This is a genomic window from Niveibacterium sp. 24ML (assembly GCF_026586805.1).
Lineage (GTDB): Bacteria > Pseudomonadota > Gammaproteobacteria > Burkholderiales > Rhodocyclaceae > Niveibacterium.
In genome coordinates this window covers 1-12,565 of sequence record NZ_JAPFHA010000017.1, presented here as the reverse complement: position 1 = coordinate 12,565, position 12,565 = coordinate 1, and the positions used below count along the sequence as shown (strand labels likewise).

Sequence of the window (12,565 nt, the reverse complement as noted above, 5' to 3'; positions counted from 1 at the left end):
CGGCGCGGCCGCGCCACAGCGCGCGGCAGGGGCCTCGGGGCAACCCACAGGATGCGGCATCCTAGCGATTAAGGCGCGGGCCGCCTACCGCAAAGCCGCTCATCACTGCTGCTCCCGCGCTCTGAGTGCGCGGGTAGACTGTGGAAATGGGGCTATCACGGGTGGAGCGATGAGCGACGAGCATGAGTACGTGCCGCAGATGCGGCACTTCCAGGCCTTGTTTGTGCGCTATCGCGATCAGCCGGAGCGGCTCAAGGTCTTGCAGTCGCGCTTTGGTTTGACCCGCGTGGCGCCGTCCGACACCACGCCGCTGCCTGCCGAGACGGCGCTGCAGATGAGCGAGTGGCTCCATGCCGCCGGCGATCCGCATGCGTTCGCGTGGCTGGCGGCAGAGCTCGACATGGCGGCCGGCGACGGATTGGTGTACTACTTGCGTGCCCATGACTCCCTTGGCGCTGCGCTCGACGAGATGGGGCGGCTGGCGGGTCTGCTGTTCCCCGATGGCCGCTTTCACTGCGGCTGTCACGGGGGCCTGGTGAGGATCGCGCTCGCTCCGATGCATCGGCCGGCGCGCCTGGGCGTGCGCCTGCGCTACGAGTCGATCCTGGTCTGGCTGTCGCGCGTGCTCAGCTACATCAGTGGCGTTGCGCTGCCGATGCGGCAGGCCGAGTTGATGACGCGCGATGTCGGTGACCTGGCGACTCTGTCCGGCTTGCTGGGCATTACGCCGCGCATGGCAGCCGATGAGTTCGCGCTGAGCTATCCGGCCGCGGTGCTCACGCTGCATCTGCCGGGGGCCAGCGCAGCCCTTCGTCGCACGATCAGGCCCATGTATGAAGGGCGCCTCGCGGCGGTCAGGCAATCGGACACGGCGGCGTCTCGCGTCGCCCGCTGGTTGGCGGCTCAGCCTGATTTGCGCAACCTTGGCCTCGATGCCGCCGCCGCCGCGCTGGCGATCGGCGCCAGTACGCTGCGCCGCCAACTGGCCGATGAGGGGTGCCGCTTCTCGGCGCTGCTTGCAGCGCATCGCGCGCGGCTTGCGATGGACGCGATCCTCGGCTCGGACGAAAAGACCGACGATCTGGCGCAGCGCATCGGCTACGCCGACCGCAATACTTTTGAGCGTGCCTTTCGCGATCGCTTCGGCGTCACGCCGGCGCTGTGCCGGCGCGCGGCGCAACAACTGTTTGGAGCGCGCCGCGCCGAGCACTGGAATACATCGCCGAGCTGGCCGCGCCATAGCCCGCGCCTGCCATGGCTCAGGGGCGTGCTGGCCGAGGGCGGTGCCACGCCGGCTGAACTGTGTGAGGCGCTGGCCGAGGATCCGGTCCTGCACCTGCGCGTGCTGGCTTACTGCGCGGAGGCCGCTCAGGGTGCGCGCGAGACCTGCATCCTGGATGCCGCGCTCCTCGCCCGGATTCCGGCCGACGCGCTGCGGAGCATTGTCGAGGCTTGCGTTCCGACGGCATCTGCCGATTCGCCCGCGCAGCTGCGTGAAATCTGGCGCCGTGGGGCGCTGGCTTCGCGCGCGGCGTGCGTGCTGGCACGCCATCTTGCACCGGCCGACGCGGCCGCGCTGGCGCTCGCGGCTTTCGCCTGCGATCTCGCTCGGCTTGCCCTGCCATCGCGGGCGATGCGCGTGGTGGACGGCATTGACGAGACCTGGTTGATGCTGGCCTCCTGGCATGTTCCACCCAACGTCCTGCACTGGTTGCGCACGCGGCACAACGTGGCGGCAGCAGCGGCCGAGCCGCTGGCCTTGGCCATCGCCTGGGCCGAGGCGGTCTGCGCCGGCGGTGACAGCGCTGCACGGCAGGCAATCGAATCGCAGATCGCGGCGCGCGTTCCGGAGCGGGTGAGTGCCGAGCTTGCTGCCATCGTCAGCAGCGTGGCGGCTTGAGCCTGCGAGCGCCGCAGCGGTGCGGCCCGTATCATTCTGCAATCTGTTTTGCGCCAAAGGTCTGCGCATTGATGCCCGCCTCGCCGCCGTTTGCCGTCGTCGCCCAGCAAGTGCTCGTTGCCATCATCTGGGGTGGTACCTGGATCGCCGGGCGCATCCTTGCCGCCGAGATGCCGCCACTGTCGGCGGCGGGCTGGCGATTCGTGCTCGGCACCCTGACGCTCGGAGCCCTGGTGTGGCGGGCCTCGGCCGGGCTGCCGCGGATCACCGGGGCGGATGCCGCGCGTGTCGTGGCGATGGGCGCCACCGGGATCCTGCTCTACAACCTTTGCTTCTTCTACGGCCTGCAGCAGGTGCAGGCGGGGCGCGGCGCGCTGGTGATAGCCCTCAATCCGGTGGCGGTTGCCTTGGCGGCATGGCTGCTGATGGGCGAGTCACTGCGCCCGGCCCGCCTGCTTGGCGTGGCGATTGCGCTGGTCGGCTGCCTGCTGGTGATTGGCCGCGGGGATCCCTTTGCCCTGTTGCGCGGCGAGATCGGTCGTGGCGAAGTGGCCATTCTCGGCTGCGTTGCCGGCTGGACCGCCTACACCTTGATCGGCCGCCGCGCGAGTCGCACGCTCTCGCCCCTGAGCATGACCTTCTACGCCTCGCTGGCTGGCGGCCTGATGCTGCTGATCGCCGGGCTGGTCGATGGGTCGCTGCGCAGCCTGCCGGTGCTTTCCTGGCAGGCGTGGGCGGCGCTGCTCTACCTGGGGGTGCTCGGCAGCGGGTTTTCCTATGTGTGGTACGCCAACGGCGTGATGCGGCTGGGCGCGGCGCGCGCGGCGGCCTTCATCAATCTGGTGCCGGTCAGCGCGGTCTTGCTCGCGGCCTTGCTGCTGAACGAACATGTCGGCCTGTCGGTGCTGGCCGGTGGCGCCATGGTGCTGCTGGGCGTGTGGCTGACAAATCGAAAGCATCCGGGAGGGATCAAGGCATGACCCGCAAGACCGTATTGATTGCAGGCGCTTCACGCGGCATCGGGCTGGAGTTCGCGCGGCAGTATGCGATCCAGGGCTGGAAGGTGTACGCCGGGGTGCGCAGCCCGGCCGCCGCCACCGGTTTGATGCGGGTGAAGGGCGTCGAGGTGATTCCGCTTGATGTGACCTCGGCCAATTCGATCGCCGGCGCGGCCTGGCATGCCGATGAGGATCCTCTCGATCTGCTGATCGTGTGCGCCGGGCTCTACGGGCCGGAGACAAGCAGCTTTCTGGCGCCCGGCGACGCCGACTTCGATGCCGTGATGCATACCAATGTGCTGGGGCCGATGCGGGTGATCCAGGCCTTTGCCGATTCGGTGGTGGGTACGGGCGGCAAGATCGCGGTGATCTCGTCGATGATGGGGTCGATCAGCGGCACCCGCAGCAGCACCGGTTTGCTCTACCGCGCATCGAAGGCGGCGGTGAACATGGTCGCAAAGTGTGCCGCCAACGAATACGGCCCGCGGGGTGTGACGGTGGTGACATTGCATCCGGGCTGGGTGAAGACGGACATGGGCGGCCCCAACGCGCAGATCGAGGCCTACGACTCGGTGGTTGGCATGCGCGGCGTGCTGGAACGCATCGGCCCGGCCGACAACGGCGGCTATTTCAACTACGACGGTACGCCGCTGGCCTGGTAGCCGCGCCCGCGGCGGGCGCAGCGGCGCGCTTGAAGGCAGAATGCCGGCCTCATGCCGTGCCAGAAGCGCGGCCGTTTTCACCGGTGGCGGGCCGACAAGCCTGTGCCTGACAAGGACAATGCATGACCCTTCGCGTATGGCGCTTTGCGCCGCTCTTGCTGCTTGCAGCTTGTTCCCGATCACCTGACACCCCCGCCACGCCAGCGCCGGCCGCGCAAAGCCAGCCTGCCGTCAGTGGCGCGGCTGCGGTGCCCTGGTTCAAGGGCAATGTCGACGCCGCCTTCGCCGAGGCCAAGCGTGCCAACAAGCCGCTGTTCCTGTACTGGGGCGCTGTCTGGTGCCCTTACTGCAATCAGGTGAAAGCCACGCTGTTCAACCGCGCCGATTTCGCAGAACGCGCGCGGCACTTCATTCCGGTCGAACTCGACGGTGATTCGCCGCAAGGCCAGAAACTCGCTGCCCGCTTCAAGGTGCGCGGCTATCCGACGATGATCCTCTTCAGCCCCGATGGGCTTGAGCTCACGCGCCTGCCGGGCGAGGTGGATGCCCAGCGCTACCTGCAGGTGCTGGCACTGGGCATGAACGCCAATCGCCCGGTCAAGGCGGTGCTGGCCGATGCGCTGGCGGGCAAGACGCTCGCGCCGGATGACTGGCGATTGCTCGCCTACTACGCCTTCGATGCCGACGAAGAACAGTTGATTGCCAAGGGCCGCCTGGCGGGTACGCTGGCGCAGCTGGCGGCGGCGGTGCCACCCACCGAACCGGAACTGGCCACGCGGCTGGCGCTCAAGGCCTTGTCGGCACAGGCCGAGGTCTCGCCGCAGCCGGCGCCGGGCGATGCGTCGGGCGCGGGCTTGTTGAACCACGTGCTCGGCGATCCTGCGCTGGTTCGAAGCCACTTCGACTTGCTGGTTGCGAACCCGGCGAAGATGGTGACGTCGCTCACCGTGGCGGGGCCCGAGCGCGTACTGCTCGCGACCAGGTGGGATGCCGCCCTGGCGGCGCTGGCGCAGGACGCCACCCTGTCCACTGCGGATCGGCTGGTTGCGCTGGGCGGCCGCGTCGCTTTGGGCGAGCTTGACGGCGTGAGCCCGGTCGCGGTGCCCGCAATCAAGGCTCAGATCCAGGCCGCCGACCAAGCGACGACAAACCGCTACGAGCGGCAGTCGGTGATCTACACCGCCGCCGGGGTGCTCACCGAGGCCGGCCTGCTCGATGACTCGGACACCTTGCTCGCGGCAGAACTCAAGCGTTCGCACGCGCCGTACTACTTCATGCGCATGCTCGGCAGCAATGCCAAGAAGCGTGGCGACACGGCCTCGGCGCTCAAATGGTACGAAGCGGCCTGGGATACCGCCAAGGGCGGTGCCACCCGCCTGCAGTGGGGCGCCGGATACGTTAACGGCCTGCTCGAACTGGCGCCGGATGAGGTGGTGAAGATCGAGGCGGCGGCCTCCAAGTTGCTCTCCGAAGCCGCGAATACACCGAATGCCTTCTACGAGCGCAACCTCGGCGTGCTCACCCGCAGTGCCGGCAAGCTCGCCGAGTGGCGCAAACCGGGCGCGCGCGCCGCGGCCCATGATCGCCTTATCGCGCAAGGCAAGGCCTTGTGCGAACGGCTGCCGCGGGACGATCCGCAACGTGCTGCCTGTGCAGGCGTGTTTCGCCCGGCGAAACCCGGTTGACGCGCATCAACGCTGCCTGCCCGCGTCGCACCAATGATTGGCCGGATGCGATGCGGCCAGGCTGCGGAGGGGGTCTTCGTGGCGAATCGGCGGCGGCGTCGCCAGAAGCGCGCGTTACCGCGCGCCCACAGCCAGGGAGAAGCGCCATGTCAGTCGGGTTCATGTGTTTTGTCGGCGGCTATGTTGTGACCATCGTTGTCGGCGCACTGCTAATCGGTATCGCCACCACGCTGGAGAACAAACACCGCACCGAGCGGGGCTGATCAGGCCCTTGCACGGTCACGCGGCGCGCCGCCGATCAGCGGCATCGAAGTGCGCCGATGCCGCCTCTCGCCGCAATCTGTTCAAGGAAGCTGAACACCGCTAGGCTTCTGCCTTGGCATCCAACAGGTGCCAGGACAACCCCTTGTGGAGAGAAAACCTTGAACAAGACCTTGATGGCGCTGCTATCCGCAGCAAGTTTGATGATGCTGGGCGCGTGCGCGACGACCGACGAAACCGGATCATCTCAAGTCGCCGCAGCGGATGAGGATGACGGCGAACGTGTGATGGTGACCGGTAGCATCATTCCCCGTAAAGCGCGGCCGGGGGAGGTGAAAACCTTGAACCCGGATGATGTCCGGGGTGCGGTCGGCACCAAGACCCAGTCCAGTGCCGGCCCGGCGGGCGGTGGGCTGTAGGAAACTGCTTTTGTCGACGAATGAGCCGCCCGCTTGTGTGGCTCGTTTCGTGATCGTCTTCCGGAAGGCAGTTTCCTGCACGTTGTTTTGGAATACTCGGCGCCCTGCGAGGGGCGCCACAAGCGTTGCCTCGGAGAGAGCCCCGACCTGGGGTGTTGAGGGGGGACGGCACCTGCACCCGGGTGTGTCCCACTTCGCGAGGAGGCAGGATGCTGCTCAATCAGGACCAGGAAATGATCCGCGATGCGGTGCGCGCCTACGCGCAGGACTGCATCGCACCGCACGCGGCCACATGGGACCGCGAACACCGCTTTCCACGTGAGGCACTGACCGGCCTGGCCGGCTTGGGCGTGCTGGGCATCGTGGTGCCCGAAGCATTTGGCGGGGCGGGGCTCGACTACGTGTCGCTTGCGCTGGCGATTGAAGAAGTTGCCGCCGCCGATGGCGCCACCTCCACGATCGTCAGCGTACAGAACTCGGTTGTATGCGGGCCTTTGAACGCGTTTGGCAGCGCGGCGCAGAAGCGTCAGTGGCTTGATCCGCTGGCGCGCGGCCAGATGCTGGGCTGCTTCTGCCTGACCGAGCCGCATACCGGCTCGGATGCCGGCGCGATTCGCACCCTCGCGACGCGCGACGGCGAGGGCTGGCGCATCAAGGGCGTCAAACAGTTCATCACGACCGGCAAACACGCCGACGTCGCGATTGTGTTTGCGGTCACCGACCCGGCCGCCGGCAAGAAGGGGATTTCAGCCTTCATCGTACCGACCGCGACCCCGGGCTACACCGTGACCCATCTTGAGGACAAGCTCGGGCAACATGCATCCGATACGGCGCAGATTGCGTTCGACGACTGCCTGGTCGGGCCCAAAGCCTTGCTCGGTGCGGCGGGTGAGGGCTACCGCATCGCGCTGGCCAACCTTGAAGGCGGCCGCATCGGCATTGCAGCGCAGTCGGTGGGCATGGCGCGGGCAGCGTTTGAGGCGGCGCTGCGCTACGCGAAAGAGCGCGAGAGTTTTGGCCAGCCGATCATTGCGCACCAGGCAGTGGGGTTTCGCCTTGCCGACATGGCGACCCGCCTGGAAGCCGCACGCCAGATGGTCTGGCATGCCGCCGCAATGAAAGATGCCGGACGCCCATGCCTGAAGGAAGCCTCACAGGCCAAGCTCTTCGCCAGCGAGGCGGCAGAGCGGATCTGCTCCGATGCGATCCAGATCCATGGCGGCTATGGTTATGTCAGCGATTTCCCGGTCGAGCGCATCTATCGCGACGTGCGGGTGTGTCAGATTTATGAAGGCACCAGCGACATCCAGCGGATGGTCATTGCGCGCGCTTTGGCGGCCAGCTAACCCCACATCGGGACCGCCTTCGACTACGATGCGCGGGTGCCGCATCGGCGGCGAAGCATTCGTCCCATCCCGCCCTGGAGAGCTCGCGTGAGCGCCTTTGTTGATTTCTATTTTGATTTTGCCTCGCCCTATTCGTATGTTGCCGCCCACCTGATCGAGGAGATTGCCGAGCGCCACAAGCGCACCGTGATCTGGCATCCGATCGTCATCGGCACCGCCTTCAAGGCTGTGGGTGGCGCACCGTTGCCGACGATTCCGCTGCGCAACGACTACGTCGAGCGCGATGTGTCGCGGCTGGCGCGTTTCGTTGGGTTGCCCTATCAGCACCCAAGTGCCTACCCGATCCCGACCCAGCACGCGGCCTGCGCCTTCCTCTGGGGGCAGGATCGCGACCCGGAGCGGGCCAAGGAATTCGCCCGCAAGGTGTTTCATGCCTACTTCGTCGAGAACCGCAACATTGCGGATCTGGATGTCGTGCTCGAAATCATCGAATCCTTCGGGCTCGAGCGCGCCGCTGCGCACGAAGCGCTGACCGGCTCGCAGCTCAAGGAGCGCCTGAAGGCCGAGACCGAACTTGCGATCTCGCGAGGCGTGTTTGCCGCGCCTTTCTTCATCGTTGATGGTGAGCCGTTCTGGGGCTACTCGCGTTTGCCGATCCTGAAAAAGTGGCTGGCTGAAGGGCCGTTCTGAGGACTCTGCCGATGCCAGCTCCGATTGACTTCTATTTCGATTTCTCGTCGCCCTACGGCTACCTTGCCGCCGAGGTGATCGACGCGATTGCCGACAAGCACGGCCGCGCGGTGCTGTGGCACCCGATCCTGCTCGGCGTTGCATTCAAGGCGATGGGTGCGCAGCCTTTGCCCAATGTGCCGCTCAAGGGTGAGTACGTCGAGCGCGATGTGGCACGCTCGGCGCGCTTTCTCGGGCTGCCCTTCAAGGCGCCCACACACTTTCCGGTGCCGACGCAGCATGCTGCGCGCGCTTTCCTGTGGCTCAACGATCGCAACACCGATCTGGCGCGCCAGTTTGCGCGCACGGTCTACCGCGCCTACTTTATTGAAGACCGCAATATCTCCGAGCCCGATGTGGTGCTTGAAATCGCCGCGAACCTGGGCGTCGAGCGGGCCGAGTTGTCCGCCGCAGTTGCCAGCGGGGTGCTGAAGGAGCGTTTCAAGGCCGAGGTTGATGTGGCCATCGCGCGTGGGGTCTTCGGATCGCCCTTCTTTATTGTCGAGGGTGAGCCGTTCTGGGGCGTAGATCGTCTGCCGCAGCTTGAGCGCTGGCTTGCGGAGGGGGCGTTCTAAGGTGTCCAGAGCAGAAACACGTGGTCTGTTCACCGAGAAGGTACGCGACTACATCGTCGGCAGGCCCGGCTACCCGGATGCGCTGGTCGCGCGCCTGGCGGAGCGGGTGGGGGCACGCGCGGGCCAGCATCTGGCCGATATTGGCTGCGGTACCGGCCTGCTCGCGCAAACCTTCCTGCAGCATGGCTACACGGTCACCGGCATCGAACCGAACAACGCGATGCGTGAAGCCGGGGCGCAGCTGCTGGCGGTGCTGCCCTCGTTCCAGATGTTCAGCGGTACCGCTGAACAAACCGGCCTGCCGGACGCGTCGGTCGACGGCATCGTCGTCGGTACCGCCTTTCACTGGTTCGATCAGGCGCCAACGCGCGCCGAGTTTGCTCGCATCCTGCGGCCGGGGGGCTGGGTTGCCCTGGTGGGCAATGAGCGCGATGTCGTGAGCGGTGCCGATGCCGCGCTCGCCAGTTTGCTGGCGCAGTTCCGCAGTGACGCCCATGAACAGATGCGCGCCCTTGAGGCTTGCGCGCCGGCCGGCTTTCTCGGCGCCGGGGCCCTGCATTTCGAACTGGGCCACCGGCTCTCGCTCGATCAGGCCGCCTTCAGCGCTTTGGTCTTCTCGCGTTCGTACATGCCGCGGCCCAACAGCGCGCGCCGGGCGGAAGCCGAGGCGGCAATCGAGACTGCATTTGCGAGGTACGCGGCGGGGGGCCGCTACACGCTGAACTACCGAGCGACGGTGTTCGCCACTGCCGCATTCTGAAGTATCCGGCCATGGGGGTGGCCTGTACCGATGACTGTTCTGCATTCACAACTGAACCCGCGCGACGCCGGGTTTCAGGCCAATGCCGAGGCGATGCGCGCGCTGGTTGCGGATTTGCGCGCAAAGCTCGCGCAGGTGGCGCAAGGGGGTAGCGCCGATGCGCGCGACAAGCACCGCGCACGCGGCAAACTGCTGGCACGCGAACGCATCGAAGCGCTGCTCGATCCCGGCACGCCATTCCTGGAACTCTCGCCGATGGCGGCCTGGGGCATGTACGGCGGTGACGTCGCCGCTGGCGGTGTGGTCGCCGGCATCGGCAGGGTCTCGGGCCGCGAGTGCCTGATCATCGCCAACGACGCCACGGTGAAGGGCGGCACCTACTACCCGATCACCGTGAAGAAGCACCTGCGCGCGCAGGAGATCGCGGCCGAAAACCGCTTGCCCTGCATCTATCTCGTCGACTCTGGCGGTGCCTTTCTGCCGATGCAGGACGAGGTCTTCCCCGATCGCGATCACTTTGGCCGCATCTTCTTCAACCAGGCCAACATGAGTGCCGCGGGCATTCCGCAGATCGCCTGCGTCATGGGCATGTGTACCGCGGGCGGCGCCTATGTGCCGGCGATGAGCGACGAGACGGTGATCGTGAAGAACCAGGGGACGATCTACCTCGGCGGGCCGCCGCTGGTGAAGGCCGCGACAGGCGAAGAAGTGAGTGCCGAAGACCTCGGTGGCGGCGATGTGCACACACGGCTTTCGGGTGTGGCCGACTACCTTGCCGAAGACGACCACGACGCCCTCGGTCAGGTGCGCCGCATCGTCTCGCACCTGAACACGCAGCGCTCCGCCGGCCCCGCCATCGCGGAGCCCGAGCCGCCTCTGTACGACGCTGCCGAGCTCTACGGCGTGATTCCCGCCGATGCGAAGAAGCCCTTCGATGTGCGCGAGGTGATCGCGCGCATCGTCGACGGTTCCCGCTTCGATGAATTCAAGGCGCGCTACGGCAGCACGCTGATCACCGGCTTTGCGTACATCCACGGCCACCCGGTCGGCATCGTCGCGAACAACGGCATCCTGTTCTCGGAAAGCGCACAGAAGGGCGCGCACTTCATCGAACTGTGCAGCCAGCGCGGCATCCCGCTGGTGTTCCTGCAGAACATCACCGGCTTCATGGTCGGCCGCAAGTATGAGAACGGCGGCATCGCCAAGGACGGTGCGAAGATGGTCACCGCCGTGTCCTGCGCGAAGGTGCCGAAATTCACCGTGGTGATCGGCGGCAGTTTCGGCGCCGGCAACTACGGCATGTGTGGCCGTGCTTACTCACCGCGATTCCTGTGGATGTGGCCCAACGCGCGCATCTCGGTGATGGGCGGCGAGCAGGCCGCGAGCGTGCTCGCGCAGGTCAAGAAGGATGGCATCGCGGCCAAGGGCGGCGGCTGGAGCGCGGAGGAGGAAGAGGCCTTCAAGGCGCCGATCCGCCAGCAATATGAAACCCAGGGCCACCCGTACTACGCCAGCGCGCGCCTGTGGGACGACGGCATCATCGACCCGGCCGACACCCGCCGCGTGCTGGGCCTCGCGATCGCCGCCTCGCTGAATGCGCCGATTGAAGCAACTCGCTTCGGCGTGTTCCGGATGTAAGGGAGAACAACATGAGCGAAGTCGTACAGATGTCAGTGGCCGGCGCGGTCGGCCGTCTCAAGCTTAATCGGCCTGAGCGCCACAACGCGCTCGACGAGCAGTTGATTCACGACTTGCATCGTGGGCTTGATTTGCTGGTCGGCAACCCGGCGGTGCGGGTCATCGTGCTGTGCTCCGAGGGGCCGTCGTTCTGCGCTGGCGCCGATCTGGAATGGATGAAGCGTGCCGCGCAATTGGATGGTCAAGCCAACTTTCAGGATGCACGCCAGTTGGCGTCTTTGCTCTTTGCGCTGTCGACCAGCCCCAAGCCGGTCGTCGCGCGGGTGCAGGGCGCGGCCTATGGCGGCGGGGTCGGCCTGATCAGCGTGTGCGACATTGCCGTGGGCGTCGAGGGGGCACAGTTTGCGCTGACTGAAGTGCGCCTCGGGATCGCGGCGGCAACCATCAGCCCCTACGTGCTGGCCGCGATGGGCATGCGCCAGACGCGGCGCCTGGTGCTGACCGGCGAGCGTTTCGACGCTCACCGTGCCAAGGCCTACGGCTTGCTGCACGAAGTAGTGGCTGCCGATCAGCTGGATGCCGAGCTCGAGCGGGTCATCGCCCTGTTGCTGCAAGGTGGGCCCGGGGCGCAGGCTGCAGTGAAGGATTTGATTCGCGATGTCGAAGGCGAACCGCCGTCGCGTGAGCTGACCGACGAGACTGCGCGGCGCCTGGCGGCGATCCGCGCCAGCCATGAGGGGCGAGAGGGCATTGCTGCCTTCCTGGAAAAGCGCAAACCGAACTGGGTGCCGCAAGGCTGACGCGATGAGTGAGCACAAGCCGGTTCTGCACCTGAGTGAGCTGCCGCTCGAAGTGTTCGAGCGTGGCGAGCGCTTTGCCGATGCCTATGCCGCGGTTGGGGCGCTGCTGGGGCTCAAACACCTTGGCGTGAGTTACGACGTGATCCCGCCCGGCAAGGCCATCTGCCCCTTCCACAACCACCACGCCAACGACGAGTTCTACGTGGTGCTCGAAGGCGAAGGCACCTACCGTCTGGGCGAACAGCGCCACCCAGTGCGTGCTGGTGACGTGATGGGCGCGCCGGCTGGTGGTCGCGACACTGCGCACCACCTCATCAACACTGGCAGCGTGCCGCTGCGGGTGCTGGTGATCAGCTCGATGCGCGAACCGGATGTGTGCGAGTACCCGGATTCGGACAAGTTTCTCGTGATGGCGGGCAAGGCGCCGGGCGCCGAGGGGCAGGCGAGCTTTCGCCATGTCGGGCGGCGAGGGGATGGGGTGGATTATTGGGAAGGGGAGTAAGGGGGTGGGGGCGGGTTTGGGCCGCTTGGCCCGACCTTTCGTTTTGGTCGGCTTGCGGTTGGCGCTGCCGGTTTGCGACGGCCTTCCCGCCCAAGCCGGGTCCCGCCCCGGCGGGCGGGTTCCTTTCTTGTGCCGACAAGAAAGGAACCAAAGAAGCGGCCCCCGCTTCAACGCCGCGCGCTGCGCGCACGGTCCCCTGTGCTGCTCGCGTCACCGGGGGCCTGCGGAACTCGCCCTCGCTACGCTCGGTGCTCAAACAGTCCTCGGCCCCGCCGTGCTGCGCACGTCGG

At 66.6% G+C, this 12,565-nt stretch carries 12 protein-coding genes; all 12 read left to right on the top strand.

The features are described from left to right. Nucleotides 1–169: 169 nt before the first annotated feature. The 12 genes from OPU71_RS14340 to OPU71_RS14285 all read left to right on the top strand — a co-directional run bounded on the left by OPU71_RS14340 (nt 170) and on the right by OPU71_RS14285 (nt 12,275). Nucleotides 170–1,900 carry a helix-turn-helix domain-containing protein gene (locus OPU71_RS14340; protein ID WP_267728695.1) on the top strand — a complete coding sequence of 577 codons (1,731 nt, stop codon included), beginning with the start codon at nt 170–172 and terminating at the stop codon, nt 1,898–1,900. A 71-nt stretch (nt 1,901–1,971) separates the two neighbouring features. Next, complete coding sequence (locus OPU71_RS14335; RefSeq protein ID WP_267728694.1) at nt 1,972–2,880, top strand: DMT family transporter; 909 nt, start codon at nt 1,972–1,974, stop codon at nt 2,878–2,880. Then, on the top strand, nt 2,877–3,560 hold the full coding sequence (locus OPU71_RS14330; protein ID WP_267728693.1) for an SDR family NAD(P)-dependent oxidoreductase: 684 nt from the start codon (nt 2,877–2,879) through the stop codon (nt 3,558–3,560). The genes OPU71_RS14335 and OPU71_RS14330 overlap by 4 nt, the downstream gene beginning before the upstream one ends. Before the next feature lie 122 nt (nt 3,561–3,682). Then, nucleotides 3,683–5,245: a thioredoxin family protein gene (locus OPU71_RS14325; RefSeq protein ID WP_267728692.1), complete on the top strand. Its 1,563-nt coding sequence runs from the start codon at nt 3,683–3,685 to the stop codon at nt 5,243–5,245. 422 nt (nt 5,246–5,667) lie between these two features. After that, the gene (locus OPU71_RS14320; protein WP_267728691.1) at nt 5,668–5,925 is read left to right on the top strand and encodes a hypothetical protein; all 258 of its coding nucleotides are present in this window, start codon (nt 5,668–5,670) and stop codon (nt 5,923–5,925) included. 209 nt (nt 5,926–6,134) lie between these two features. Beyond that, entirely contained in the window at nt 6,135–7,271 is a 1,137-nt protein-coding gene (locus OPU71_RS14315; protein WP_267728690.1) for an acyl-CoA dehydrogenase family protein, read from the top strand. Nucleotides 7,272–7,358: 87 nt separating this feature from the next. Next, the gene (locus tag OPU71_RS14310; RefSeq protein ID WP_267728689.1) at nt 7,359–7,961 is read left to right on the top strand and encodes a 2-hydroxychromene-2-carboxylate isomerase; all 603 of its coding nucleotides are present in this window, start codon (nt 7,359–7,361) and stop codon (nt 7,959–7,961) included. 11 nt (nt 7,962–7,972) lie between these two features. After that, nucleotides 7,973–8,575: a 2-hydroxychromene-2-carboxylate isomerase gene (locus OPU71_RS14305; RefSeq protein WP_267728688.1), complete on the top strand. Its 603-nt coding sequence runs from the start codon at nt 7,973–7,975 to the stop codon at nt 8,573–8,575. A gap of 1 nt (nt 8,576) precedes the next feature. Beyond that, nucleotides 8,577–9,335 carry a class I SAM-dependent methyltransferase gene (locus tag OPU71_RS14300; RefSeq protein ID WP_267728687.1) on the top strand — a complete coding sequence of 253 codons (759 nt, stop codon included), beginning with the start codon at nt 8,577–8,579 and terminating at the stop codon, nt 9,333–9,335. Between the two features lie 30 nt (nt 9,336–9,365). Next, nucleotides 9,366–10,973: a carboxyl transferase domain-containing protein gene (locus tag OPU71_RS14295; RefSeq protein ID WP_267728686.1), complete on the top strand. Its 1,608-nt coding sequence runs from the start codon at nt 9,366–9,368 to the stop codon at nt 10,971–10,973. 11 nt (nt 10,974–10,984) lie between these two features. Then, nucleotides 10,985–11,773 (top strand): enoyl-CoA hydratase/isomerase family protein, encoded by a 789-nt coding sequence (locus OPU71_RS14290; protein WP_267728685.1) that lies wholly within the window; start codon nt 10,985–10,987, stop codon nt 11,771–11,773. A gap of 4 nt (nt 11,774–11,777) precedes the next feature. Beyond that, a complete protein-coding gene (locus tag OPU71_RS14285; protein WP_267728684.1) occupies nt 11,778–12,275 on the top strand; it encodes a cupin domain-containing protein in 498 nt (165 codons plus the stop codon). The last annotated feature ends 290 nt before the right edge of the window (nt 12,276–12,565 follow it).